This window comes from Nocardia sp. NPDC004718 (assembly GCF_053601535.1).
The window spans coordinates 13,110-37,333 of record NZ_JBSGCA010000015.1 but is presented as its reverse complement, the minus strand read 5'-3'; the positions used below and the strand labels follow the sequence as shown (position 1 = coordinate 37,333).

The window sequence follows — 24,224 nt, the reverse complement described above, 5'->3', positions numbered from 1 at the left end:
CAGCGAAGCGTGACCATGGAGGGTCCCGCTCATGCCGGAAAGGCCACAGCATGAGTGAGCCGACCGGGCAGGACACCCCGATCGACGAAGGGGCGCAGGCCCGGGTCGGCTCCGCGCCGGAAGATGCCGTCGAGCTCGCCGACCCCGCCGTGGAAACCGCGGCGCCGGACCCGGATTCGCAGCCGCGCGTCGTTGCCGTCGTCGTCACGCACAAGCGCCGCGAACTGCTCGCCGAGTCACTGAAGGTCGTCACCTCGCAGTCCCGGCCGGTGGACCACCTGATCGTGGTGGACAACGGCAACGAGACCGAAGTCGCCGATCTGGTGCGCGAGCAGCCGGTGGAATCCACCTACCTCGGCTCGGCGCACAACCTCGGCGGCGCGGGCGGGTTCGCGCTCGGCATGCTGCACGCGTTGAGCATCGGCGCGGATTGGGTGTGGCTCGCCGACGACGACGGCAGGCCCGAAGGCCCCGATGTGCTGTCCACCCTGCTGGACTGCGCGAACCGGCACGGCCTGGTCGAGGTTTCGCCCGTCGTCTGCGATATCGACGAACCCGACCGCCTCGCCTTCCCGCTGCGCCGCGGCGTGGTCTGGCGCAGGCTGCGCTCCGAACTCGGCGACGACGATTTCCTGCCCGGCATCGCCTCGCTGTTCAACGGCGCGCTGATCTCCGCGCGGGCGGTCGACGTGATCGGCGTGCCGGATCTGCGCCTGTTCGTACGCGGTGACGAGGTGGAGGTGCATCGCAGGCTGGTGCGCTCCGGGCTGCCGTTCGGCACCTGCCTGCAGACGGCGTATCTGCATCCCAACGGTGCGGCGGAGTTCAAGCCGATTCTCGGCGGCCGGATGCACACGCAATATCCCGACGATCCGGTGAAGCGCTACTTCACCTACCGCAACCGGGGCTATTTGATGTCGCAGCCGGGTATGCGGAAACTGCTGCCCCAGGAGTGGGTTCGCTTCTCCTGGTTCTTCCTTGTCACCCGCCGCGACCCGGCCGGCCTGCGCGAATGGTTCCACCTACGCTCACTCGGCCGCCACGAGCAGTTCGGCAAGCCCGACTGAGCTCGGAAGGTCGCCGCGCGGCGCGTCGGATCAGTCCGATGCGCGGCTCCCGACCCATCGCTAATTCGGTTGTGCGGAGCCGGAGTCGAGTGCAAGAGTAGGCAGAACCGCGAGAGAGGTAAGGAGGTGTGGACCGTGACGAGGAACGTTCGGGTTGTCGTGTTCAGGCGAGCTGACGTCGGTCATGCCGCCACACGAAACTCCACCTCATTCTCCGCTCGCTGAACCCTTCGTCGGGTTCGGCGCCCGACGAAGGACTCCTTCCATCATGGTCGACCACGACCTTCTCGTCCCTTATGGCTGGACCGAAGCCGTTGCCGCGCAGTACGCCTCGATGATCGAGGAAGGCTGTGTGCCCGCGCGAGTGATCCGCATGGACCGCAGCGAATGCGATGTGGCCACGCCCGACGGGCTCGCCCGCGCTCGCTGCCCGCGCCCGGATTCCGAGGTCAGCGGGCTGTGCACCGGCGACTGGGTGTCCGTCGACGCCACCTCGGCGGTGCGCCGGTTGCTGCCGCGCCGATCGGCGATCATGCGATCGTCGGTATCCGGCCGGTCCCAGGGCCAGGTGCTCGCCGCCAACGTCGACACCGTGCTGATCTGCGCCGCCGCCGACGGCGACGTGGATCTCGGCCGCATCGAACGCATGCTCGCGCTGGTCTGGGAGAGCAATGCCCAGCCGATCGTGCTGCTCACCAAGGCCGACGCGGCCGACGACCTCCCGCTCGCCCAGGTACGCGCCGTCGCGCCCGGCGCTGCCGTGCTCGAGGTGAGCGCGAACACCGGCCTCGGGCTCGATGTGCTCACGGCGATGCTCGACGGCACCGTCGCGCTGCTCGGACCCTCCGGTGCTGGGAAGTCGACTCTCGCCAACGCGCTGCTCGGCGCGGAGGTCTTCGCCACCAACGCGGTTCGCGACACCGACAAGAAGGGCAGGCACACCACGGTGCACCGGGAGCTGCGCCCGCTGCCCGGCGGCGGCACCCTGATCGATACGCCGGGGCTGCGCGGCGTCGGGCTGTGGGACGCCGCCGAAGGCATCGAGAAGACCTTCAGCGACATCGAAACCCTCGCCGCCCAGTGTCGTTTCGGCGATTGCGCGCACCACGGCGAACCCGGGTGCGCGGTGCGGGAGGCGATCGACAACGGCGAACTCACCCAGCGCAGGCTCGACAGCTACGACAAGCTGGCCCGGGAGAACGAGTGGATGCGGGCGCGCACCGACAAACGGCTGCAAGCCGAGCGCGAGCGAGCCTGGCGGGACATCAGCAAGCAGCACCGCAAGATGTTCCGGGAGCGGAACTCACGACGCTGATCGAGCGGGGGCACGGTAGGGTGCCCTTCGCATCGTTCGCTATCTGGGAGGGATAGATGAGTCAGCCCGGCGGGTACCCGCCACCCGGTCAGCAGCCCGGCCAATGGCCCGGACAGCCGACATTCGGTCAGCAGCCGCCAGTCGGCCAGTACCCGCCTCAGCAGGCGCCCGCGCAGTACGCGCCGCCCGCGGGGCAGCATCCGAGCCAACCGCATCTCGCCCAACCTCAGGTGGGCCAGTCGCCATACGGGCAGCCCGCGCCCCAATTCGCCCAGCCCGCACCGCAGTACGGGCAGCCGCAACCCTACGGCCAGCCGCAGCAGTTCGGTCAGCCGCAACCGTACGGTCAACCGCAGCAGTTCGGCCCCCAGGGCTACGGCAGACCCGCCGATCCGCCGGGCATCACCATCGATGCCTCGTACTCGCTCTGGACGTTCATGCTCGCGCTGACCAAGCCGAAGATCCTGGTCAACGGACAGCGGGTGCCCAACACCCGTTGGGGCGCGAACCACATTCCGGTCGGCCCGGGCCAGTACCACGTCCGGGTCGCCACCCCGTGGTTGTTCGACATGGGTTCGGCCAACGTGACCGTGCCGATCGCCGAGGGACAGGCCGCGCGGTTCTACTACAAGCCGCCGGTTGTGCTCTTCCTCAACGGCGCGATCGGACCGGTTCCGCAGAAAGCGCCGGGCCTGCTGTTCCTGTACATCGTCTGGGCCCTGGTCGGCCTGATGTTCTTGCTGAACATCGTGCTCATCGCCGCCACGGCCTGAACCGGAAGAGGGCACCGGCATGCCGGTGCCCTCTCTTCGCCTCACCTATGCAACTGGTTGCATAATGAGCGGGTTTACGCTTAGTCTGCAAGCGCGTACAGCCGCGGGCTGATGCCTGCGGCGGAAACGAAGGAGCAGGTCAGATGACGGAACCGGGATCCAAGCCGCTAGCGGGCCGGACGATGATCATGTCCGGCGGCAGTCGCGGCATCGGGCTGGAGATCGCCAAGCGGGCCGCGGCCGACGGCGCCAACATCACTCTGATCGCGAAGACCGATCAGCCGCATCCCAAGCTGCCGGGCACCATCCACACCGCCGCCGCGGAACTCGAGGCGGAGGGCGGGCAGGTTCTGCCGTTCGTCGGCGACGTTCGCGTCGACGAGTCGGTGGCCGAGGCGGTGCGCCAGACGGTCGAGCGGTTCGGCGGCATCGACATCGTGGTGAACAACGCCTCCGCGATCGACTTGTCCCCCACGGACGCACTGCCGATGAAGAAATACGACTTGATGCAGGACATCAAATGCCGAGGCAGCTTCCTGCTGTCCAAGCTGAGCATCCCGCATCTGCGCGAATCGGCGAAGGCCGGGCGCAACCCGCACATCTTGACGCTGTCCCCGCCGCTGAACCTGGACCCCAAGTGGGCGGGCATGGCGCTGGGCTACACGATCGCCAAGTACGGCATGTCGCTGACCACATTGGGGCTGGCCGAGGAACTCAAAGGCGACGGTATCGGCGTCAATTCACTGTGGCCGCGCACCACGATCGCCACCGCGGCGGTGAAGAACCTGCTCGGCGGCGAGGAGATGGTCTCCACCTCGCGCACCCCCGACATCTACGCCGACGCCGCATACCTGGTGCTCACCTCGCCCGGCAAGGAGACCAGCGGCAACTTCTTCATCGACGATGACGTCCTGGCCGCCCACGGCATCACCGACCTGGACAAGTACCGCGTCACCCCGGGCGATGGCGAACTCACCACCGACCTCTTCCTGTCCGCCTCTCCGCCCCTGTAGGCCGGATTCAGGTGCCGCGGCGGCAGCGTTCGCGGCTGCAATGGGGGACGGGCTGGTCAGCCCGTCCCCCATGAGTTACCCATGTACCAACGAAATCAGCTGTCGCGCCGACCTTCGATCCCGTACAACCGCTCCCAATTCTCGCGGCTGGTCAATTCCGGCATGGCCGCGCGGTATTGCGCCTGGACGGCGGGCAGCTCGCGGCGCAGGCGACGCAGCACACGCACCATCCGCCGCAGCAGTCGCAGCGCGCGGGCCTTGTCGCGCCGACGCACCCGGACACCGGACTGCGAGGCGTCGGTGACCACCACGTGGTCGAACAGCGAGACATGCCACCAGTAGGCGTCTTCCCTGGTCACGCCGATGATGCCGTGCTGGGTGCGGCCCAGCCACTGATTGATCGCGCGCTTGATCAGCACCAGCTTCGCGCGGCTGGGTTCCCCACCGGCACGGCGCAATTGGATGTCCGCGGAACGGACCGGCGGCGTCGAGGCCGGATGCTTGATCGTCTCGGCGTAGTCGGCCCGGCTGGTCCGCGCGGCGGCCAGCGCCTCGATACCGCCGTCCCGCAACACCTTCGGGCCCTCCAAGAAGTCCTCGATACCCTGCAGGGTGGTGTGCACCAAGCCGTACTGCATCGCGACCAGCTGCTCGGACATCTCCCGGAACAGCCGGCCCGCGATGTCCTTACCGTCCAGCTCGGTGTGCAGCGAGCCGACGATCAGCGAGTTGCGGGTGCTGAAGTAGCGCGCCCAGTCGTCGTAGTCCTTCCAGTAGAAGTCCGCGTGCCAGACCGCGGCGTTGGGGAGCGTGACAGTGACGAAACCGTGCTCGCGCGCCCGGATGCCGTACTCCACGTCGTCCCACTGGAAGAAGATCGGGATCGGCAGGCCGATCTTCGCGACCACCTCGGCCGGGATGAGGCAGGTCCACCAGGCGTTGTAGCCCGCGTCCACGCGGCGCTCCTGGTTCTTCTTCAACATGCTGGTGTTGCGCAGCGCCTTGGGCACCTTCTGGCCGTGCCGCAGCCGGTTCAGGTGCACTTCCTCGGCGCCGACGTTGAGGTAGTCGGGGTTGAGCAGGAACAGCATCTGCGCGCCGACCAGGGTCGGTTCGACCGTCAGGTTGGCGAACGCGTTCAGGCGCAGCACCGTCTCCGGTTCGCACAGGATGTCGTCGTCCATCAGGATGACGTCGGCGTGCTCGTTGACCGCGGACACCTCGTAGAGCCCCCGGGTGAAGCCGCCCGCGCCGCCCAGGTTCGGCTGACGCAGGTAGCGCAGCTTCTCGCCGAGGACCGGTGCGACCTCCTGGTATCGCGGCCGGTTCTCGACCAGATCGGTGCCCTGGTCGACGACGTACACCGCGTCGATCGCGGCGAGCACGGTCGGGTCGGAGGACAGCGCCGCGACCGTCTCGGCGCAGTCCTCGGCACGGTTGAAGGTGCAGATCGCGATGGCGACCGGACGGACGCGTTCCGGCGCGACGGCGGTCCAGCTCAACTCCGCGATGCCGAGCGCGCCGCCGATGGCGTCGAACTCCAGCCACAGCGCGCCGCCGTCGACGTACTGGTCGAGCGGGGCGGTCAGGGTGACCGGACCGCTCGCGTCGACCCGCTGGGTGTCGATGATCCTGCGGTGACCCGCGATGTCGGAGGCCACCAGACGGATGGCCGCCTTGGCGGCGACGTCGAGCACCATGGTGACCCGCACCTCGGTGACCGTGGTCCAGCGCTGCCAGTAGCTCGCGGCGAACCGGCCGAAATAGGTGTTGGTGTGCGCGGTCGCGCCCTTGTCCAAACGCAGGGTCTGGCGTTCTCGGTGCGCGCCACCTTTCACGACGGCGTACAGCTCGTCGCTCACCTTCGCCGACGGACCGGCGAAGATACCGCGCTGGAGCACTAGCCGGTCCGGCGCCCGATGGTCGGCGCGCAGCGCGGCAGGCGCCTCAGCGGCCGTCGAGCGATCGTTTGTTTCGGTAACGGCCTCGATAGCCGACTGATCCATGAAATCCTCGAAATTCTCATTGTGCCGGACGGGACAGACACGCCCCTCGATGCCTTCACGGCGGGGGTGAGGATATCAACCGCCCCGTGCGGTTGCCCGCCGTACGGCCACGCCGACGTGTGCTCGAAGCATTGCTAAACGTTCGCCGATTCGTTGTCGGTGGCACTGCCGGTACCCGCTCGCGCTCCGGTGAAGACGAACTTGTCATAGGCCCAGTACCGGAACACCACGGCCACGATCTGCCCGATCAACGTACCGGAGATGTTGTCCGACACCGGGCTGGACAGGTCGAGCACGTAGCGGGAGAAGCCGAGACAGCCCAGTTGCAGGCCGATCGCGACGACGTTGAACAACGCGTACAACAGGTATTCGCGCCCGGGATTGTCGGTCGGCTTGTGCGCGAAGGTCCACCACTTGTTGCCGAAATACGTCACCACCGTGGCCACCGCGATCGCGATGATCTTGGCCGGCAGTGGGTAGTGATACAGCACGCCCTCGCCACCCCAGAAGACCAGGAGGTTGTACGTGCCCGCGTCCACCAGGAACCCGATCGCGCCGACCACCAGGAAAGCCCCGCCTCTGCGCAGCGCGGTGAGCACCTTGCGAACGACCGCTTCGGTCTCCTGCGTCACTGGCTCGTCCGCGGGTGCGGTGGACTCACTGGATGGCACGGCCCGACGGTACCCCAGGAGCGCCGAAGCGCCCGCGCGGGGAAATTCCGCTTCCGCACACGGTGAGGTCGGCCACGCGCAAACTGTGAGTTCCCTGTACCCTCCCCGTGTTCCCACATTCACCACCGATCGCGAGGATTGACCCGGGTGGACTCCACCGAGCTCCGTATTGCCGCCGTGGTTCCGTGTCACAACGAAGAGGCCTCGGTCGCCAAGGTCGTGGCCGATCTGCAGGCCGCCGTGCCGGGAATCGTCGTCTACGTCTACGACAATCTGAGCACGGACAAAACCGCCGAGCGCGCACGCGAGGCCGGAGCGATCGTGCGCCACGAGCACACCAAGGGCAAGGGCAACGTGGTGCGCCGCGCCTTCGCCGACATCGAGGCGGATGTGTACTTGATGGTCGACGGCGACGACACCTATGAGGCGTCCGCCGCGCCGCTGATGATCAAGACGTTGCTCGACGGCCCCTACGACCATGTGCTCGGTGTGCGCAAGCAGGACGAGGGCGCCTCGGCCTACCGCGCGGGCCACGAGACCGGTAACAAGGTGCTCAACGGCGTGGTCGGGAAGGTGTTCGGCGAGAACGTCGAGGACATGCTCTCCGGTTTCCGGGTGTTCTCCCGCCGGTTCGTGAAGAGCTTTCCGGCGGTGTCCCGTGAATTCGAGATCGAGACCGAGCTCACGGTGCATTCCCTGCACCTGCGGGTGCCGCGGACGGCGGTGCCGGTCGGCTTCCGCGATCGTCCGGCGGGCAGCGAGAGCAAGCTGCGCACCTATCACGACGGATTCAAGATCCTCGCCCTGATCATCGGGCTGGCCCGGCACGAGCGGCCGGTCGCGTTCTACGGCCTGTTCGGCACGCTGAGCTGGCTGGTCTCGATCGTCCTGACCATTCCGATCGTCGTCGAGTTCTACAACACCCACACGGTGCCGCGGTTCCCGACGCTGTTCCTCGCCTTCACGCTGCTGCTGCTCGGCAGCCTCGCCTGGACCGCGGGACTGATCCTCGACGGCATCCGGCGCTCCCGCCACGAGGCCGCGCGCCTGGTCTACCTGCGCTACACCGCGGTGGGCGCGGAGGACCCGCGCAGCGCGGGCAACGGCGGAGCCGGGCGTTGACGACCTCGGCGGATCGGGCCGCGACGCCGGAAGAGAATCTGGACGAGCGCTCGGACACCGCGCCGCTACCCGCGACCGACACCGCCCCGCTACCGGCTGTGGACGCCGAGGCGGCGACCACCGGCACGGACCGGTCGGCGAAAGGTCTCGCGGAGCGAGTGGTGACGCGCCTGGGCGCGGCGACGATCGCCTTCACCCTGCTGGCGACGATCTTCGGTGCGCTGTTCACCGTTCTCACCCCGCCGTTCTGGGGTCATGACGAGATCACCCAGTTCGGTCGCGCCTACCAGGTCGCGCACGGCGGGTTCCTGCCGCAGCGGATCCACGACGATCGCGGCATCGCCTACGGCGGCGACGTCCCGTCCAGCATCACCGAGCTGATGGGCTACGCGCTGCGGGACTACTCCACCAACCCGGACGAACCGGATCCCATGGTGGCCGACCCGGCCCGCTACGACCAACTGACCGGCGCCGCGGTCTCGGACGCCACCGAACCGGTGTGGTTCACCAATACCGCGGCTTACTCGCCGATCCCCTACATTCCGGCCGCTATCGGCATCCGCCTCGGCGAGCTCTTCGGGCTGAACGTGGGCGGCCTGCTCCTGCTCACCCGGTTCGCCGGACTGGTGGCCTACCTCGCTGTGGTCGGGTTCGGCATGTACGCCTTGCGCGCGCACCGGGTGCAGTGGCTGGCGTTCACCGTCGCGGTGCTGCCGATCGCGGTGTTCCAGGCGGGCACGGTGACCGCCGACACCATGACCAACGCGCTGGCCATCTTGGTCTCCGCGCTGCTGGTGAAGGCCATGTTCCTCGGCACGCGACTGGGTCGGGTGGAGATCGGCGCGCTGCTGGCCGCGACGATCCTGCTGCCGGTGAGCAAGCCCACCTACGTGTTGCTCGCGCTGCTGGTCGCCCTGGTGCCCGCCGACCGATTCGGATTCAGCGGGTGGCGGCGCGGGATTCCGTGGGTGTTCGCCGCGGCGGGCGCGCTCGCGTTCGCGGTGTGGATGAAGATCGCGGCGCCCACCGGCGACGGCATGGGCCTGATGCGGCCGCCGCACCAGTGGCACTCGGTGCGTCCCGGCGACCAGCTCAGCGGCATCCTGCGCGATCCACCGGAGTTCGTGCACGTGTTCGGCGAGAGCATCGCCCTGCGCGACCAGCGCTGGTTCAGCCAGTTCTTCGGCGAACTCGGCTTCGCCTACGTCGACGTGCCCGCCATCGCCATGCTGGCCTGCCTGCTGGCGTTCGCGGTGAGCATCGGCATCGCGGAACGGATGACCGTCCCGGCCTTCCGCCGCACCCTGATCGTCGCGCTGACCATGGCCGCGAGCGTCGCGATGATCTACGTGACGCTGTACATGTCGTTCACGCCGGTCGGGTACTACATCATCGACGGCGTGCAGGGCCGCTATTTCGTGCCGCTGGCGATCGTGACGCTCGCGGTGCTGCTGCGCTGGATGCCGCTGCGGCTCACGGACTCCGCGGGGAAGACCCCGACGGTGGGCCCGGCCGTCACCGTGCTGGTGGCAACGAGCGTGGCGCTGATCGCGGCGGCGGCGAAGTACTACACCATCGTCTGGGGCTGAGCGGCGCGGCGTCTCGGGTATCTCCCGGTGCGCCTTTCAGTCTCCCGCCGCGCTGAGGGTCCGCTCGCCCGCGGCGAGGTAGGCGTGCTCGGTGACGGCCTTGTACGGGCGCCACCAGTTCTCGTTGTCCCGGTACCACTGGATCGTCGCGGCCAGTCCGGCGCGGAAGTCCGCGTAACGGGGGCGCCAATCGAGCTCGGAACGCAGCAACGTCGCGTCGATCGCGTAGCGCTGGTCGTGGCCGGGCCGGTCGGTCACGTGGTCGAAATCGCCGGGGTCGCGGCCGAACTCCGCGAGGATCATCTGCACCACGGACTTGTTGTCGAGTTCGCCGTCGGCGCCGATCAGGTAGGTCTGCCCGATCCGCCCCCGGCGCAGGATCTCCCACACGGCGCGATTGTGGTCGTCGACATGGATCCAGTCGCGTACCTGGTGTCCCGCCCCGTAGAGCCGGGGACGGACCCCATCGATCAGATTGGTGATCTGGCGCGGGATGAATTTCTCCACGTGCTGATAGGGCCCGTAATTGTTACTGCAGTTGGAGATCGTGGCGCGTACGCCGAACGAGCGGGTCCACGCGCGCACCAGCAGATCGCTGGAGGCCTTGGTGGCCGAGTACGGGCTGGACGGGTTGTACGGGGTGGTCTCGGTGAAGGCCGGATCGTCCTGGTCGAGGTCGCCGTAGACCTCGTCGGTCGACACGTGGTGGTAGCGCACGTCGTGCCTGCGCACGGCCTGCAGGAGGGAATAGGTGCCGACGATATTGGTCTGCACGAACGGCCACGGCTCGGCGAGGGAGTTGTCGTTGTGCGACTCCGCGGCGAAGTGCACCACCGCGTCCACGCCGCTGACCAGCTCGTCGACCAAGTCGAGATCGGCGATGTCGCCGTGCACGAACTCGATGCGATCGGCCACCGGGTCGAGCGAGGCCCGGTTCCCGGCATAGGTCAGGGCGTCGAGGACGGTGACGGCCGTATCCGGGTGGGCGGACACGGTCTGCTGGACGAAGTTCGCGCCGATGAATCCGGCGCCACCGGTGACGAGCAATCGCACCCCATGACTGTACGTGGGACCGCGCCGCACCGGCGACGGAGTCGAAACCCGGTGTGGCCTAACCGATCTCCAGGGTTTTGATCTGTGACATTCGTCTCATTGACTTCCCAGCGATTGGAACTTTCAGATTGTTATGGCACGGAAAAGCCCGGTCAGCGGGCCTATTTCCGCAACCCCACCAAGCTATGGGTCTCGATGGTGAACAAAATTTGAATAAACAGTCACAAGGGGTTCACCACGCGTTAGCTGCTCTAGATTTTGCTCGTCTAGTCCCCTCCGAACGCTTCAATCGAGGTTCCAAACAAAATGCTGATGAGGAAATTCGCCGCGACGTCGGCACTGTTGATCGCCGCCCTCGGCGTCACCGCCGGCACCGTGAACGCGGCTCCGGCCGCCGAGGCCGATGACGCGGTGAACTTCACCGCTCACGCGACCGACACCCAGTCCATCATCACGACCGATGCCGGTTCCATGGTCGTCGAGGATGGCGTGTTCAAGGTCAAGGCGGCCAACGGCAACGTGCTGACCGGCATGCCGATGACCTTCCGGGTGGATGATTTCGAGTTCCCGATCGCTGCCGAGATCGCGGACCACACCGCCACCCTGACCCCCCAGTTCGACATGGCGCACGCGACCTACAAGCCCGTCGCCCTGCCGTTCGAGGACAAGGCGCCCTGGAAGACCGAGTACGACCGTGAGCAGGCCGCCTTCAACCGTATGAAGGACACCATCTCGACCGGCGCCACCATCGGCACCCTGGTCGGCGGCATCGGCGGCGGCGCCGTCGGCTGCGTTCTCGGCGGCATCGCCGGCGCGACCGTCGCCTCGGCGGCCATCGTCGGCCTGTTCGGCGCGTTCATCCCGGCCGCGGCCATCGGCTGCCTCGGCGGCATCATCGCCGTCGGCGCGCTCGGCACCCTCGCGGGCCAGCTGCTGATCACCGCCCCGGTCGCCATCGGTGCTGCGATCCAGTACTTCACCACCATCAACCAGCCGTTCGTCGCCCCGAAGTAATCCGCGACCGTACGACAACTGAAAACGAATCGAAGCCCCCTCCGCGCTGTCCACGCGGACGGGGCTTCATTCATTCCCGCCGCGAACGGAAAAGTTAACTAATCCTGAACAAAATGTGAATAACGAAGATCGCGACGTCGTGACCTCGGTTATCAAGGATAGATAACTTCGATTCGGAAATAATTTCGCCCGAAGCGGCGCACCACCCCGCACAGACGCGAGCCCCGTCCCGTCTGATGCGGGGCGGGGCTCGCCTGGGCAGGGCCCGACCGGTTACGCCGTCCGAGCCCGCTGGTCCCCTTCGATCCTGGCCCGCACGAACCGCGCGACCCGCGCCAGCGCCGCCCTGCTCTCCGGCAGATTCGGCGCGATGCTCATGAAGGCGTGGACCTGGCCGCGCCACAACTCCAAGGCGTTCGGCACGCCCGCAGCGGTGAGCCGCTGCGCCATCAACTCGGCATCGAAGCGCAGCACCTCGTCCTCGGCGGCGACCAGCAGCACGGGCGGAAGCGCGGACAGCACCGCGTTGACCGGCGACAGGCTCGGATCCAGCGTCCCGTCGACCTCCGCGCCGATGCGCACCACCGCTTCCAGCGCCGAGAGCGGGATATACGGATCGCGCGCGACGTTCACGTAGTCCCGCTTCGCCGCGTAGTCCAGGTCGAGCAGCGCGCTCAAGCCGACCAACCCGGCCGGTGCGGGCAGCCCCGACTCCAGTGCCAGCAGGGCGGTCGCGAAGGTGAGGTATCCGCCCGCCGAATCACCCGCGAAGATGATCCGCCCTGGATCCGCGCCATGGCGCAGCAGCCAGCGATAGGCCGCGAGGCAGTCCCCCACCGAATCGCTGATCCGCGTCCGGGGCAACTGGCGGTACTCGACGTTGATCACGGGCAGGCCGGTGCGGCGGGCCAGGCTCGCCGCGACCGGGCGGTGACTGCGGGTACTGCAGATCGCGAAGCCACCGCCGTGCATGTACAGCACCGCGCCGTGGCGCAACGCACGCGACGCACCGGCCGGGCGGATGATCTCCAGGCGGATGCCGTGCAGCGACACCTGCTCTCGATCGATCCCCTGCGGTCGAGGACGCAGCCGCGACAACCCGTCGACGGTGGCCGCGCCGACCGGGATGGTCGTCCTCGTCACCGGGAAGGTTCGCAGCACCGGGCGGACCACGCCCATGCAAGTGGCCAGCAGCAGACGCGATTGCGCGCTGGGGCCCCTCGGATTCATCACCGCACCGGGCTCACCGTCTCTGGTCGACATCGCGCACCTACCTCACAACTGGCGCGCCGAATCACGACCGGACCGTGCCCAGGCGAGCTGTCGGCGCTGACATCTCACACAGTGTCTTTTCAGAACACCATGCGCATCGTGACCTACGCAACAGAATCGCTCGAAGCCCGCCGCCGCGAAACGCCCGTAACCGAATCGAGGACTACTCGGAACCTCATCGAATCCCGGAGCCGCGAAACTGGCAGACTCCAAGGCATGCGCGGAATCATTCTGGCGGGCGGCACCGGCTCCCGGTTGCACCCGATCACGCGCGGGGTGAGCAAGCAGCTGGTCCCGGTCTACGACAAACCCATGGTCTACTACCCCCTCTCCACGCTGATGCTCGCGGGGATCAGGGACATCTTGGTGATCACCACGCCCGAGGACGCGGCGGCGTTCCGGCGGCTGCTGGGCGACGGCACGCAGTTCGGGCTGTCCCTGAGCTACGTGGTCCAGCCGGAGCCGGACGGCCTGGCCAAGGCCTTCGTCCTCGGCGCCGACCACATCGGCGGCGATTGCGCCGCACTGGTGCTCGGCGACAACATCTTTCACGGCCCCGGCCTCGGCACCAGCCTCAATCGCTTCCACGGAATCGACGGCGGCGCGGTGTTCGCCTACTGGGTGTCCGACCCGACCGCCTACGGCGTGGTGGAGTTCACCGAGGGACGCGCGGTGTCCATCGAGGAGAAGCCCAAGACGCCGCGGTCGAACTACGCCATTCCAGGGCTGTACTTCTACGACAACGACGTGGTGGAGATCGCCCGGTCGCTGCGTCCGTCCGCCCGCGGCGAGTACGAGATCACCGACATCAATCGCGCCTACTTGGAACAGGATCGTCTGAGCGTGGACGTGCTCGCCCGCGGTACCGCCTGGCTGGACACCGGTACCTTCGATTCCCTGCTCGACGCCGCCAATTACGTACGCACCATCGAGGAACGGCAGGGCCTCAAGATCGGCGTCCCCGAGGAGGTGGCCTGGCGGATGGGCTTCATCGATGACGAGCGGTTGTGCGCGCTGGCCGAGCCGCTGGTCCGCTCCGGCTACGGCCGCTACCTGCTCGATCTGCTCGAGCGCGGACGGGACTGGTGAGCATGGAGTTCCGGGAACTCGCGGTGCCGGGCGCGTGGGTGATCACGCCGCGCCAGCACGGCGACAGTCGCGGCATGTTCCTCGAGGGGTTCAAGGCCTCGGAGTTCGAGAAGGTGACCGGGCGGCCGTTCGACCTGCGGCAGGTCAACTGCTCGGTGTCGGCCGCGGGGGTGCTGCGCGGGATCCACTACACCGAGGACCCGCCCGGGCAGGCCAAGTACGTGACCTGCGTGCGCGGCGCCTTCCTCGACGTGGTCGTCGACCTGCGCCCCGGCTCGCCGACCTATGGCCGCTGGGACAGCGTGCTGCTCGACGACGTCGACCGGCGCTCGGTGTTCCTGTCCGAAGGGCTCGGCCACGCGATCCTCTCGCTGGAGGACGGCTCGACGGTCACGTATCTGTGCTCTCTGGAGTATCAGCCGGAGTTCGACCACGATATCGACGCGTTCGATCCCACGCTCGGCATCGAGTGGCCGCGGGTGGGGCGCGACGGCCGGGAACTCACGTTCGTCCGCTCCGCGAAAGACACTGCGGCCCCGCCGTTCTCGTGATCCGCACGAGGGCGGCTGATATCGCCCGCGGCGAGCCGAGCGTGGTGAGAAGCGCAGCAGACGCGGTCCGCGCCGAGCCGAGCGGCGCGAAGGCAGTCCGGAAGTCCGGGCTCAGCGAGGCCGCATAGCGCCGAGCGCCGCCACCCGATGCGGGGTGGCGGCGCTCGGCGGCACGGCACAGTCAGGCGACGAGTTCCAGTTCCTTCGCCTCGTCCGCCGCCTGCTCCCGGCCGCGGAATCGCGGCACGAAGGCCAGCAGGGCGACCAGCGCGCCGACGATGGACACGCCCGCGGCGAACTCCAGACCCGGACGGTAGGTGTCGAGCATGCCGGCGGCCGAGATGTCGGCGTGTGCGCCGGAGGCGATGATCGCCGTGGTCACCGCGAGCACGATGGCCGCGCCGACCTGCATGGACGTCTGCAGCACGCCGGCGGCGAGACCCTGCTCCTCGTCATCGATGCCGTTGGTGGCCTGAATGTTGATGGCGGGGAAGCCGACCCACCCGATGCCGATGAGCAGCACCGCGGGCAGCAGCATGGTCAGGTAGGAGGGCGCGGTGTCCAACCGCAGGAACAGCAGGTAACCGACGGCCATCACGGTCATGGTCACCGCGATCACCGGCCCGGTGCCGAAACGATCGACGAGTCGGTCGGAGAAGAAGGCCGACAGCACGACCAGCAGACCGACCGGCAGCAGCGCCATGGCCAGCTTCAGCGGAGACCAGTCGAGAGTGTCCTGCATGTACAGGGTCACGATGAACTGCCAGCTGAAGTAGGAGCCCGCCACCGCCACGATCGCGAGACTGGCCCGGACCAGCGAGGACTTGCGCAGGATCCCGAGGCGCACCAGCGGGTAGCGCACCCGCTTCTCCACCGCGACGAATCCGGCGAACAGCGCGGCGACCGCGACGAACGAACCGATGGTGCGCGCGGACGCCCACCCGGCCTCCGGCGCGGCGACCACGGTGTAGACCAGCAGCAGCATGGCGGCGGTGGACAGCAGCGCCCCGAACAGATCGTGTCCGCCTTCCTCGGCCGGCTTGTCCTTGGGCACCAGCACGTAAGCCGCGGCCAGCGCGGCGAGCGCGATCGGCACCGGGAGCAGGAACGTCCAGCGCCAGCCGACGCCGGTCATCAGACCGCCGAACAGCAGGCCCATGGAGTAGCCGCCCGCGCCGAACACCGTGTAGATGGACAGCGCCTTGTTGCGGGCGGGGCCCTCGGCGAAGTTGGTGGTGATGATCGACAGGCCGGTCGGTGCGGTGAACGCGGCGGCGAGGCCCTTCACGAAGCGGGTGAGGATCAGCAGCGGACCGGAGCTGACCAGACCGCCCGCCAGCGAGGCGACCGCGAAGACGGCGAGCGCGATCAGGAAGACCTTGCGCCGCCCGAGCAGGTCGGCGGTGCGGCCGCCGAGCAGCAGCAGACCGCCGTACCCGAGGACGTAACCGCTGACCAGCCATTGCAGGGTCGAGGTGGACAGATCGAGCTCCGTGCCGATGGACGGCAGCGCGACGCCGATCATCGAGACGTCGAGACCGTCGAGGAACAACACGATGCACAGCGTGATCAGCATGCCCCAGAGCCGGGCTGACCATCTGGTCGGATCGCTCGCCTGAGCGGCCGAGAGCGTTGCTGGTGAAGTCATGCGGGGAACATTACATGCGCACGCATTAAATGCCAACACATTTAATGCGGTTGCATGGACATGCCGTGCCCACTAAGATGGGGCCATGTCGAAGCCGACCACCGTGAGCACAGCCCGGCGCGCTCCCGCGCCGGCCGGGCTGGTTGGAGAGTGGCGCGAGCTGCTCGACCGGCACGCGGCGGTGAGTTGTGCGCTCGAGAAAGCGCTCCAGAACGGTCATCACATCGGGCTCAGCGAATTCGAGACGCTGGACCGGCTGATCGACGCGAACTGTGGCGACTACCGGATGAGCGACCTCGCCAACGACATCTACCTCAGCCAGAGCGCGCTGTCGCGGGCCGTGGCACGGCTGGAGCGCGACGGCCTAGTCCAGCGCACCATGTGTGCGGAAGACCGCCGCGCCGTGTTCGTCTGCCTCACCGAGAAGGGCCGCGAGGTCTACGACCGGGCCCTGCCCACCCACCGGGCGGTATTGAGCGACAACTGGGAATTGCCGGGACCGCCGAAGTGCTGATCAGCGTGGGCTGAAGCGTTTCACTCAGAGCGCTTTCCGTGCGTCCTCGATGCGCGCACGCGCGTCGATCGTCGCCGCCTCGATGCTCGCGAACGCCGCTCGGAAGCGCGCGATCTCGTGCTCCTTGTCCACGTAGACGGGTCCGGTGAACGTCTCCAGGTAGACCACCGGCGGTTCCGGCCGCTCGTCGGAACCCGCGTCGGCGAACTCCAACAGCACGAAACGACCCGACGCCATGCCGTCGTGATAGCCGCAATCCGAGGGCACCAGCCGGATCCGGACGTTCGGCAGCTGCGCCATGCGGAGCAGATGGTCGAGTTGCTCGGCGGTCACCGCCGGGCCGCCGAGGCGCCGTCGCAGCACCGCCTCATCGATCAGCGCGTCCAGCCGCAGCGGCGCGTCGGCCCGGGTGACCAGGGTCTGCCGGGCCTGGCGCAAGCGCACCCGGCGGTCGATCTCGTGCGCGGCCAACTCCGGGTGTGCCGCCGTGCACAGCGCGCGGGTGTAGCCCTCGGTTTGCAGCAGGCCGGGGAGGAGTTCGTTCTCGTAGGTGGACAGCCTGGTGGCCGCCTCTTCCAGCCCGATATAGACGTCGAAGCCCTCCGCGATCACGTCGCCGTAGGTGGTCCACCAGCCCTTGGCCTTCGTGTCGCGCGCCAACGCGCGCAGCGGTTCGAGCAGGTCGGGCGGCGCGCCGTAGACCTTGCACATCGCCTCGACGTCGAGGCCGCGCAGCGAGGTCTGCCCGGTCTCGATCCGCCAGATCTTCGCCTCCGACCACTCCAGCTGCTGCGCGGCCACCCGCGTGGTCATCCCGGCCCGGTTGCGCAGATCACGCAAATGCCTGCCGAGCTGCCGCCGCGGCATGGTCGATCCGGTCGTTCCCTGCGGTAAAGCCATGCTTGCCCCCTGTTCGCCGTACACCGCCCGCACCGTGAACCATCCTCGGTCTGCGACGCGGCACGCCCTTGGACACCCGAGGTGGATGCCGGGTATCCGAACAGCATTGTTCACAGCGAAGCTCGCAGCGGTCACGGCGCGTGTCTCAGCTAGGCCGGTGGCTCCTGCGAGTCGAACTACTTCCGTACGACGCGATTTCGTCCCTACCTGCGCGGGTTTCGCTTGCGGAAGCGCCAGAATTGCACCGCCCGAACGTCTTCGGACAGCTGGTTGACCGGCTCGGCCACGTCCGACAACGCCTGGAACAGGTCGTCGGCCAACTCGCTGATGTGCTCCACCCTGGTCGCCAGACGCGAGGCGTTCACCAGGAACTCGAGCATCAGGCGCACGGCGGCGGCGATGGTCAGGCCGAGCGGCACGCCCAGCAGCGCGGCGAGCACGCCGAGCACCGCGGACACCCGCCACGCCGATACCGTCACCGTGATGGGCACGGCGAAAGCGAACACCAGTCCCAGGATGTAGGCCAGCGGCAAGAGAGTGCGGGTGGCCGGGCGGTGGAACTGCACGTCGAGCAGGGCGCGCGCGGCCGCGGCGCTCCACTGCGCGAACGCACGCGGGCTGCGGAACGGCTCGGCGGGCTGCTCTTCGTCGGGAGCGGACCTGGAGAACCGCTCGGCCGCCGACTCTTTCCACGTGATCCAGCGCGATTCGGCCTCGTACTCGTCGGCGTCCGCGGGCGCGCCCGGTCCGTTGGCTTCGTCACTCATGCCGGGTCCTCCTCCGAGCCTGACGCTCATGCCGAGAATCCTCCCTGTCCGGGGCGGGCGGATCCAGCCGGAAACGCACGCCACCGGTATGTTTTCGCACCCGCAACACCCATCGAGCCCGCCCCACAGCGATCTCACAGCTCCGGCGCAGCGAGTGGCCAGGTCCACGGCCGAAAGTAGCTGCGTGGCAGTCATGGCGAGCCACCTCGGGATGCCCGGCGATACACGGACGAACCCTCCGGAAATGAGACGTAGGCGACACTCCGGAAATTCTTTCGGAGAACCCGTAACGCCCACGGCGTCCCCCGCCGATACGACCCATGAATGCAGGACCCAGAGATCTACCGGGGAATGGAGAAGACAGTGCGCACCACGTTTCCGACTTCCGTCACGGCGGCCGAGCTGACCGCCGCTGCGCAGGACTACAACCAGCGCGGGTGGACGGTCGCCGAAACGGCCAACGGTCTGAGCCTGATCACCGACGACGACCTGTCCGGCATCGAGGTCACCGGCGAACTGGCCGGCGAGGTCCGCCGCTTCCTGCGGGCGAACAACCTGTCGGGTGCGGTTATCGAGATCCCGGGCACGGAGCGTCGCGAGATCCACCTGGTCACGGGCGTCCGCAAGGCCGCGATGGCGCTCGAGGCGCTGCGCGAGGCCGGAGCGACCGTGTACACCGACGGCGCGGGCATCCCGCTGCCGCCCACCCACCTCTCGGCCGGTTCGGCCTGCTGGGGCGTCGCGCCCGGTGAAGCCCGCTGGGTTCCGCCGGTCGTCGCGATCGCCGCGGCCGTGCGCGCCGCCACCGCGTCGCGCCGCGCCAAGCTGACCATCGCCTGCTGAGCAACGCACCCCTGAGCGAGTTCACCTGCTGATCGCGGGCCGGGGCCGCGCTACCCGGCCTGTTTGCGACCGGTATCCGTCCCGGCGCTCCGGATCCCCACCCCGGAGCGCTGCCGGGTACCGGTCGTTCGGCGTCGCCGATATCAAGCGTTCTCTTTTCAGTTCCACTGCCGAACGCAAAGATGGGGTATGGCCCCGATCACGCAATCGCGCAATCTGCTGCGGACCTGCCCGCTCTGTGAGGCGGTCTGCGGCCTGGAAATCACCCTGGATCCCGACGACCACGTGAGCTCGGTCCGCGGCGACCGCAGCGATCCCTTCAGCAAGGGCTTCATCTGCCCCAAGGGAGCCAGCTTCGGTCATCTCGACGAGGACCCGGACCGGGTGACCGACCCGCTGGTTCGTGACCGCGCTACCGGCGCCTGGCGCACCGTGACCTGGGACGAAGCCTTCGATTACATCGCCGAGCGGTTCCCCGCCGTCGTGGCCGAGCACGGAACCCAGTCGGCAGCGGCCTACTTGGGCAATCCCAACGCGCACACCGTGGCGGGCGCGCTGTACGTACCGGCGCTGCTGCGCGCGCTGGGCACCAAGAACATCTACTCCGCCAGCACCGCCGATCAGATGCCCAAGCAGGTGGCCAGTGGGCTGATGTTCGGCGATCCGCTCACCGTGCCGGTGCCCGACCTCGACCGCACCGATTACCTGCTGATGCTGGGGGCCAATCCGCTGGAATCGAACGGTTCGCTGTGCACCGCACCGGATTTCCCGGGCAGACTGAAGGCGCTGCGTGGCAGAGGCGGCCGCTTCGTGGTGGTCGATCCGCGGGTCACCCGCACCGCGAAACTCGCCGACGAGCACCTGTTCATCCGGCCGGGCAGCGATGCGTACCTGCTGTTCGGCATCGTGCACACGCTCTTCGCCGAGCAATTGACCGATCTGCGCGTCGAGGTGACCGGCCTGGACGAATTGCGCACGGCCGCCGCCGCGTTCGACCCAGAGACGGTCGCGGCCCGCACCGGCGTACCGGCGTCCACGGTCGTGCGGCTCGCCCGTGAGCTCGCGGCGGCGCCGACCGCCGCGGTGTACGCCCGTATCGGCACGTGCACCGCCGAATTCGGCACCATCACGCAGTGGCTCGTGGACGCGATCAACGCGCTCACCGGCAACCTCGACTCCCCCGGCGGCGCGATGTTCGCCACCGCCGCGGCCGGCGGCATCCCCCGCACCAAGCCGTTCCGCCTCGGGCGCTGGACCAGTCGAGTCCGCGGGCTACCCGAGGCGATGGGCGAGCTGCCCGTCGCGACGCTCGCCGACGAGATCACCACCCCGGGCGAAGGGCAGATCCGTGCCCTGGTGACGGTCGCGGGCAATCCGGTGCTGTCCGCGCCGAGCGGCGCGCGCCTGGACGAGGCGTTCGCCCAGCTCGAGTTCATGGTGAGCGTGGACCGGTACGTGAACGAGACCACCAGGCACGCGGATGTGATCCTGCCTCCCCCGCGTCCGACGCAGTCCCCGCACTACGACTTCGCGCTGCTGCAATTCGCCGTACGCAACTACACGCGCTACTCGCGCCCGCTGGTGCCACTGGGTGACCGGCCTTCCGAACCCGCCGTCCTGGCTCGCCTAGCCGCCGCGGTGACCGGCAGGCCGCACGACGGCTCCGACGGGATCGATCCGCTCACCGCGGTGGACGAACTCGTCATCGCGGGGATGCTGCACAAGGCCGGTTTCCCCGAGCGGCGCGGCGATCTGATCGGTGCGAACAGCACCGAGCAGCGCATCGACCTGATGCTGCGCCTCGGGCCGTACGGCGAATGGAACGGCGGCACACTCGATCTGCAAGTGCTGTTGGACAACCCGCACGGTATCGACCTGGGTCCGTTGCAGCCGCGCCTGCCGGGCGCGCTGCGTACGGCGAGCGGGCGGGTGGACCTGGCCCCGCAGCCGCTGCTGGACGACGTGGCGCGGATGCGGGCGCGCCTGGCCGACGCCGCGCCGGAGATCGTGCTGATCGGGCGGCGGCAGCTACGGTCGAACAACAGCTGGATGCACAACATTCCGACGCTGGTGAGCGGATCGAATCGGTGCACGCTGCATATCAATCCGGCCGATGTGGAGCGGCTGGGGCTGGGTGACGAGGCGGTGGTGAAATCGGCCGCCGGAACGCTGACGGTCCCGCTGGAGCCGACCGAGGCCATCATGCCCGGGGTCGTCAGCCTGCCGCACGGATGGGGCCACGCCGACAGCGCGCAGTCCGTGGCCCGCACGCACGCGGGCGTCAATGCCAATGTGCTCACCGATGATTCGGTGGTCGACGCGCCCTCCGGCAACGCCGTGTTCAACGGCGTTCCGGTGACACTGACTCCGGCCTGACATCTCTCCAACCGATCCCGCAAATCCCGACCGGCCGGACATTATTCCGGCCGGTCGGCTTTTAGCCAACCGTCGGAAACACTTGCGCCGCAGCGGAATCAGGGGCATTCTCGACGGGGATTTCGACGTTTTGCCGCGTGGATCGCATCTAAAATGGACGCGATCTCGAGACGACCGCGGTTCAACGTCGAGCCTGGTGTAACCCGCATTCCGGCGACCGGAGGGGGCTGCGATGCCCGGTGGACACAGTGGCAGCGACGGAGAGCGTGAGCTGCAAGAACGGTACGGAACAGAAGACCGGGCACAGCGCTTCTACGACGATCAGGTGCTCGACCGGCTCAATCCGACGATGATAGATTTCATCGGCCGGATGGATATGGCGTTCATCGCCACAGCCGACGAACACGGCGAATGCGACTCGAGTTTCCGCGCTGGACAACCCGGTTTCCTCCATGTGATCGACGACCGCACGATCGCCTATCCGGAATACCGCGGCAACGGCGTCATGGCGAGTCTCGGCAATATCCTGGAGAATCCGCACGTCGGGATTCTGCTCATCGATTTCGTGCGCGACCTCATCGGACTGCACATCAACGGCTCGGCCCGCATCGTCTCCGACCCGGCACTTCGCACCACCGTGCCCGACCTGCCCGTCAACCACAAAGGCCGCGCCGCGGAGCAGTGGGTGGTGGTCGATGTGGAAGAGGCATACATCCACTGCCGCAAGCACATTCCACACCTGATCCCCGCCCCGCGCGAACAACGCGAGTGGGGCACCGACAACATTCGCGCCAAAGGCGGCGACTACTTCGGGGCGAAGGCGGAGAAAAGCGAGCTGGCCGACACGGTGATCAGCGGCTCCTGAAGGGCGTGGCGCGACGGATCACCGGCTGCGGCGAGGCGCGCCGGGCGCCGCCAGCGGTGGACCAGGCCCGTCAACCCCGCTGATGGTGCGCGAGCAGGCGGGTGAGCAGGCGGGTCAGATCGTGTCTGTCCTCGGCCGATAGCGGTCCGAGTAGGTCGTCTTGCACCTTCTCGAGCGCTTGATCCATGCGCCGCAGTTGCCCCTCGCCCGCCTCGGTGAGGGTCACGATATTGCGCCTTCGGTCGTCCGGGTCCGGCGTCCGCTCGACGAAACCCTGGCCGGCCAGCTCGTTGATCGCCGCCACCACGTCGCTGCGGTCCATGTTGCACCGGCGCCCGAGTTCGGCCTGGCTCGCCGCCCCGAACTCGTCCAGCGCGGCCAGAATGCGGTAGTGGTACCCACGCGCACCCACCTCGCCGAAGCTGTCGGACGCCAACCGATGGGCGTGCACGGCCAACTGGGTGACCAGCCAACTCGGCTTCGCGGCCAGGCGCGCGGGTGTCTGCTCCACAACAGCCACCATACATCGTTGGCACTGCCAATCAATTAGCCTGCCCGCGAGCGGCACATCATCGAGACTGCTGGGCAGGCCGTCCCACCGACTGCTCGTTCTGACCAGCTGAGCGCGATTCCTCGACTCGAACCCGTTTCGACTGATCAACGGGTTGAGCCTTTGGCCACCGCTCCGCGGATCTGCGAATCGCCAGCCGTCGGACGCCGTCAACGCGGCCGTACGTCCTGCGGGGTGACCCCGAATCGTGCCTTGAACGCGGAGCCGAAGGCGCTGAGGGAGCGGAAGCCGCTGGCGTAGGCGATTTCAGCGACGGTGCGGTTGGAGGGAGATTCGCGCAGGCGGCGGTGGGCGCGGTCGAGCCGCGCGCCGCGGATCAGCTCGCTCGGTGTCGTACCGGTGTGATGCAAGGCCAGTTGGACCTGGCGCAGTGACCAGCCGAGGCTTCGTGCGATCTCGATCGGAGTCAGATCGGGATCGTCGGCGTGCCGGAGCACGTGGTCGCGCACTGCGGTGTCCACCGTGGCCAGCACGTTCGGCATCGCGGCGCGGCGGCGCAGGCAGAGGCGGAGCAGATCGATGATCGTGTCACAGGCGGCGGCGAACTCGGGACCGTCGACAGTCGCACGCTGCCTTCCGAGCTCGCTGATCAGGCGTGCGACGACCGAGCCCAAACCCTCGCGCAGGTCGATCAGCGCAGGTCCCGCGCCGACTTCGAGCGGCAGAGCGCCCGCGGGGACGTTCATCACCCACCCGCGCGCAGCCAGGGGCTGGCCGAAGTCGATGGGGCGCGCCTTGGTGACGACCGCGCCGTGCCCCGGCAACACCTGGGCGGTGGCGTCGTCCTGACGGAGCCGCACTTCTCCGTCGGTCGGGATCGTCACCCGCAGACCCTCATCGCCGTCACGCCGGATATCCGCACGAGTTCTGGAATAGACGACGCTGTCCGACCAGAAGTCGATCAACTGATAGCCCGCGTATCGCTGCACGGCCATGGCGCCACGGAACGACGACGGACTGGCGAACCGGCACTGCAAGGTGCCCTGATTACGACCGACGTGCTCAGCCCAGAGGTCGGCCGACTCCCGGGGCAGGACCGCGCCGGTATCGACGCGCCCCACGAAATACGGCTCGGCGACCGACACCAGCAACCTCCCAGACCGACGTGCGCGTTTCCGTCAGACCCGTGCACGGATCAGGTCGAGCGCACAGCGGTCCACACCTAACGTGAGTCCCGATCGTACAGATCACAGACCAGGACACCG

22 protein-coding genes are annotated in these 24,224 nt (G+C 68.0%); 13 read left to right on the top strand and 9 right to left on the bottom strand.

All coding sequences use genetic code 11. From position 1 onward, the window contains the following. Positions 1–50 precede the first annotated feature (50 nt). From glfT1 to ACWEH3_RS13905, 4 genes are all read left to right on the top strand, one after another. Positions 51–1,067, top strand: coding sequence for a galactofuranosyltransferase GlfT1 (gene glfT1, locus ACWEH3_RS13920; protein ID WP_450018003.1), 1,017 nt, complete (start codon positions 51–53; stop codon positions 1,065–1,067). Positions 1,068–1,335: 268 nt separating this feature from the next. Next, positions 1,336–2,382, top strand: a complete 1,047-nt coding sequence (gene rsgA / locus ACWEH3_RS13915; protein ID WP_450018005.1) for a ribosome small subunit-dependent GTPase A — start codon at positions 1,336–1,338, stop codon at positions 2,380–2,382. A gap of 56 nt (positions 2,383–2,438) precedes the next feature. Continuing rightward, the gene (locus ACWEH3_RS13910) at positions 2,439–3,155 is read left to right on the top strand and encodes a hypothetical protein (RefSeq protein ID WP_450018007.1); all 717 of its coding nucleotides are present in this window, start codon (positions 2,439–2,441) and stop codon (positions 3,153–3,155) included. Between the two features lie 143 nt (positions 3,156–3,298). Further along, on the top strand, positions 3,299–4,168 hold the full coding sequence (locus tag ACWEH3_RS13905) for an SDR family oxidoreductase (protein ID WP_450018009.1): 870 nt from the start codon (positions 3,299–3,301) through the stop codon (positions 4,166–4,168). A 95-nt stretch (positions 4,169–4,263) separates the two neighbouring features. Here the strand turns inward: ACWEH3_RS13905 and ACWEH3_RS13900 are convergent, their stop codons facing one another. Both ACWEH3_RS13900 and ACWEH3_RS13895 read right to left on the bottom strand, forming a co-directional pair. Beyond that, positions 4,264–6,174 (bottom strand): glycosyltransferase, encoded by a 1,911-nt coding sequence (locus ACWEH3_RS13900; RefSeq protein ID WP_450018011.1) that lies wholly within the window; start codon positions 6,172–6,174, stop codon positions 4,264–4,266. Between the two features lie 134 nt (positions 6,175–6,308). Then, positions 6,309–6,845 carry a GtrA family protein gene (locus ACWEH3_RS13895; protein ID WP_450018013.1) on the bottom strand — a complete coding sequence of 179 codons (537 nt, stop codon included), beginning with the start codon at positions 6,843–6,845 and terminating at the stop codon, positions 6,309–6,311. A gap of 147 nt (positions 6,846–6,992) precedes the next feature. Here ACWEH3_RS13895 and ACWEH3_RS13890 point away from each other — a divergent pair, with 147 nt between their 5' ends. Together ACWEH3_RS13890 and ACWEH3_RS13885 are read left to right on the top strand one after the other, a co-directional pair. Further along, positions 6,993–7,967, top strand: a complete 975-nt coding sequence (locus ACWEH3_RS13890) for a glycosyltransferase (protein WP_450018015.1) — start codon at positions 6,993–6,995, stop codon at positions 7,965–7,967. Then, on the top strand, positions 7,964–9,556 hold the full coding sequence (locus tag ACWEH3_RS13885) for a DUF2142 domain-containing protein (RefSeq protein WP_450018017.1): 1,593 nt from the start codon (positions 7,964–7,966) through the stop codon (positions 9,554–9,556). Before ACWEH3_RS13890 ends, ACWEH3_RS13885 begins: the two co-directional genes overlap by 4 nt. 36 nt (positions 9,557–9,592) lie before the next feature. Here the strand turns inward: ACWEH3_RS13885 and rfbB are convergent, their stop codons facing one another. Then, positions 9,593–10,609 (bottom strand): dTDP-glucose 4,6-dehydratase, encoded by a 1,017-nt coding sequence (gene rfbB, locus ACWEH3_RS13880; RefSeq protein ID WP_450018019.1) that lies wholly within the window; start codon positions 10,607–10,609, stop codon positions 9,593–9,595. A 306-nt stretch (positions 10,610–10,915) separates the two neighbouring features. Here rfbB and ACWEH3_RS13875 point away from each other — a divergent pair, with 306 nt between their 5' ends. After that, complete coding sequence (locus ACWEH3_RS13875; protein WP_450018021.1) at positions 10,916–11,623, top strand: hypothetical protein; 708 nt, start codon at positions 10,916–10,918, stop codon at positions 11,621–11,623. 273 nt (positions 11,624–11,896) lie between these two features. Here the strand turns inward: ACWEH3_RS13875 and ACWEH3_RS13870 are convergent, their stop codons facing one another. Continuing rightward, positions 11,897–12,886 (bottom strand): alpha/beta hydrolase, encoded by a 990-nt coding sequence (locus ACWEH3_RS13870; protein WP_450018023.1) that lies wholly within the window; start codon positions 12,884–12,886, stop codon positions 11,897–11,899. Between the two features lie 225 nt (positions 12,887–13,111). Between ACWEH3_RS13870 and rfbA the strand changes: the two genes are divergently transcribed. Together rfbA and ACWEH3_RS13860 are read left to right on the top strand one after the other, a co-directional pair. Then, complete coding sequence (gene rfbA / locus ACWEH3_RS13865) at positions 13,112–13,984, top strand: glucose-1-phosphate thymidylyltransferase RfbA (protein WP_450018025.1); 873 nt, start codon at positions 13,112–13,114, stop codon at positions 13,982–13,984. Positions 13,985–13,986: 2 nt separating this feature from the next. Continuing rightward, positions 13,987–14,535, top strand: a complete 549-nt coding sequence (locus tag ACWEH3_RS13860; protein ID WP_355073734.1) for a dTDP-4-dehydrorhamnose 3,5-epimerase family protein — start codon at positions 13,987–13,989, stop codon at positions 14,533–14,535. Positions 14,536–14,716: 181 nt separating this feature from the next. Here ACWEH3_RS13860 and ACWEH3_RS13855 read toward each other — a convergent pair whose 3' ends face one another. Continuing rightward, positions 14,717–16,183 carry an MFS transporter gene (locus ACWEH3_RS13855; protein ID WP_450025125.1) on the bottom strand — a complete coding sequence of 489 codons (1,467 nt, stop codon included), beginning with the start codon at positions 16,181–16,183 and terminating at the stop codon, positions 14,717–14,719. Positions 16,184–16,268: 85 nt separating this feature from the next. Between ACWEH3_RS13855 and ACWEH3_RS13850 the strand changes: the two genes are divergently transcribed. Next, entirely contained in the window at positions 16,269–16,697 is a 429-nt protein-coding gene (locus tag ACWEH3_RS13850) for a MarR family winged helix-turn-helix transcriptional regulator (protein ID WP_450025123.1), read from the top strand. A 24-nt stretch (positions 16,698–16,721) separates the two neighbouring features. Here ACWEH3_RS13850 and ACWEH3_RS13845 read toward each other — a convergent pair whose 3' ends face one another. Then, positions 16,722–17,597, bottom strand: a complete 876-nt coding sequence (locus ACWEH3_RS13845; protein ID WP_450025121.1) for a helix-turn-helix domain-containing protein — start codon at positions 17,595–17,597, stop codon at positions 16,722–16,724. A 203-nt stretch (positions 17,598–17,800) separates the two neighbouring features. Beyond that, the gene (locus ACWEH3_RS13840) at positions 17,801–18,364 is read right to left on the bottom strand and encodes a DUF4282 domain-containing protein (RefSeq protein WP_450025119.1); all 564 of its coding nucleotides are present in this window, start codon (positions 18,362–18,364) and stop codon (positions 17,801–17,803) included. Positions 18,365–18,688: 324 nt separating this feature from the next. On the opposite strand from ACWEH3_RS13840, the gene ACWEH3_RS13835 reads away from it, so the two are divergent. The 3 genes from ACWEH3_RS13835 to ACWEH3_RS13825 all read left to right on the top strand — a co-directional run bounded on the left by ACWEH3_RS13835 (position 18,689) and on the right by ACWEH3_RS13825 (position 22,448). Further along, positions 18,689–19,207 carry a hypothetical protein gene (locus ACWEH3_RS13835; protein ID WP_450025117.1) on the top strand — a complete coding sequence of 173 codons (519 nt, stop codon included), beginning with the start codon at positions 18,689–18,691 and terminating at the stop codon, positions 19,205–19,207. A 189-nt stretch (positions 19,208–19,396) separates the two neighbouring features. After that, positions 19,397–21,583 carry a molybdopterin-dependent oxidoreductase gene (locus tag ACWEH3_RS13830; protein ID WP_450025115.1) on the top strand — a complete coding sequence of 729 codons (2,187 nt, stop codon included), beginning with the start codon at positions 19,397–19,399 and terminating at the stop codon, positions 21,581–21,583. Positions 21,584–21,815: 232 nt separating this feature from the next. Beyond that, positions 21,816–22,448, top strand: a complete 633-nt coding sequence (locus tag ACWEH3_RS13825) for a pyridoxamine 5'-phosphate oxidase family protein (protein WP_450025113.1) — start codon at positions 21,816–21,818, stop codon at positions 22,446–22,448. Between the two features lie 70 nt (positions 22,449–22,518). On the opposite strand, the gene ACWEH3_RS13820 is transcribed toward ACWEH3_RS13825, so the two are convergent. Then, complete coding sequence (locus ACWEH3_RS13820; RefSeq protein WP_450025111.1) at positions 22,519–22,959, bottom strand: MarR family winged helix-turn-helix transcriptional regulator; 441 nt, start codon at positions 22,957–22,959, stop codon at positions 22,519–22,521. 209 nt (positions 22,960–23,168) lie between these two features. Then, positions 23,169–24,104 carry an AraC family transcriptional regulator gene (locus ACWEH3_RS13815; RefSeq protein ID WP_450025109.1) on the bottom strand — a complete coding sequence of 312 codons (936 nt, stop codon included), beginning with the start codon at positions 24,102–24,104 and terminating at the stop codon, positions 23,169–23,171. Positions 24,105–24,224: the final 120 nt, after the last annotated feature.

What these genes read in the sequence shown, in the direction of transcription:
- glfT1 (WP_450018003.1), top strand. Translation starts at nt 51, where the DNA reads ATGAGTGAGCCGACCGGGCAGGACACCCCGATCGACGAAGGGGCGCAG.
- rsgA (WP_450018005.1), top strand. Translation starts at nt 1,336, where the DNA reads ATGGTCGACCACGACCTTCTCGTCCCTTATGGCTGGACCGAAGCCGTT.
- ACWEH3_RS13910 (WP_450018007.1), top strand. Translation starts at nt 2,439, where the DNA reads ATGAGTCAGCCCGGCGGGTACCCGCCACCCGGTCAGCAGCCCGGCCAA.
- ACWEH3_RS13905 (WP_450018009.1), top strand. Translation starts at nt 3,299, where the DNA reads ATGACGGAACCGGGATCCAAGCCGCTAGCGGGCCGGACGATGATCATG.
- ACWEH3_RS13900 (WP_450018011.1), bottom strand. Translation starts at nt 6,174, where the DNA reads ATGGATCAGTCGGCTATCGAGGCCGTTACCGAAACAAACGATCGCTCG.
- ACWEH3_RS13875 (WP_450018021.1), top strand. Translation starts at nt 10,916, where the DNA reads ATGCTGATGAGGAAATTCGCCGCGACGTCGGCACTGTTGATCGCCGCC.
- ACWEH3_RS13870 (WP_450018023.1), bottom strand. Translation starts at nt 12,886, where the DNA reads ATGTCGACCAGAGACGGTGAGCCCGGTGCGGTGATGAATCCGAGGGGC.
- rfbA (WP_450018025.1), top strand. Translation starts at nt 13,112, where the DNA reads ATGCGCGGAATCATTCTGGCGGGCGGCACCGGCTCCCGGTTGCACCCG.
- ACWEH3_RS13860 (WP_355073734.1), top strand. Translation starts at nt 13,987, where the DNA reads ATGGAGTTCCGGGAACTCGCGGTGCCGGGCGCGTGGGTGATCACGCCG.
- ACWEH3_RS13855 (WP_450025125.1), bottom strand. Translation starts at nt 16,183, where the DNA reads ATGACTTCACCAGCAACGCTCTCGGCCGCTCAGGCGAGCGATCCGACC.
- ACWEH3_RS13850 (WP_450025123.1), top strand. Translation starts at nt 16,269, where the DNA reads ATGTCGAAGCCGACCACCGTGAGCACAGCCCGGCGCGCTCCCGCGCCG.
- ACWEH3_RS13845 (WP_450025121.1), bottom strand. Translation starts at nt 17,597, where the DNA reads ATGGCTTTACCGCAGGGAACGACCGGATCGACCATGCCGCGGCGGCAG.
- ACWEH3_RS13840 (WP_450025119.1), bottom strand. Translation starts at nt 18,364, where the DNA reads ATGAGTGACGAAGCCAACGGACCGGGCGCGCCCGCGGACGCCGACGAG.
- ACWEH3_RS13835 (WP_450025117.1), top strand. Translation starts at nt 18,689, where the DNA reads ATGCAGGACCCAGAGATCTACCGGGGAATGGAGAAGACAGTGCGCACC.
- ACWEH3_RS13830 (WP_450025115.1), top strand. Translation starts at nt 19,397, where the DNA reads ATGGCCCCGATCACGCAATCGCGCAATCTGCTGCGGACCTGCCCGCTC.
- ACWEH3_RS13825 (WP_450025113.1), top strand. Translation starts at nt 21,816, where the DNA reads ATGCCCGGTGGACACAGTGGCAGCGACGGAGAGCGTGAGCTGCAAGAA.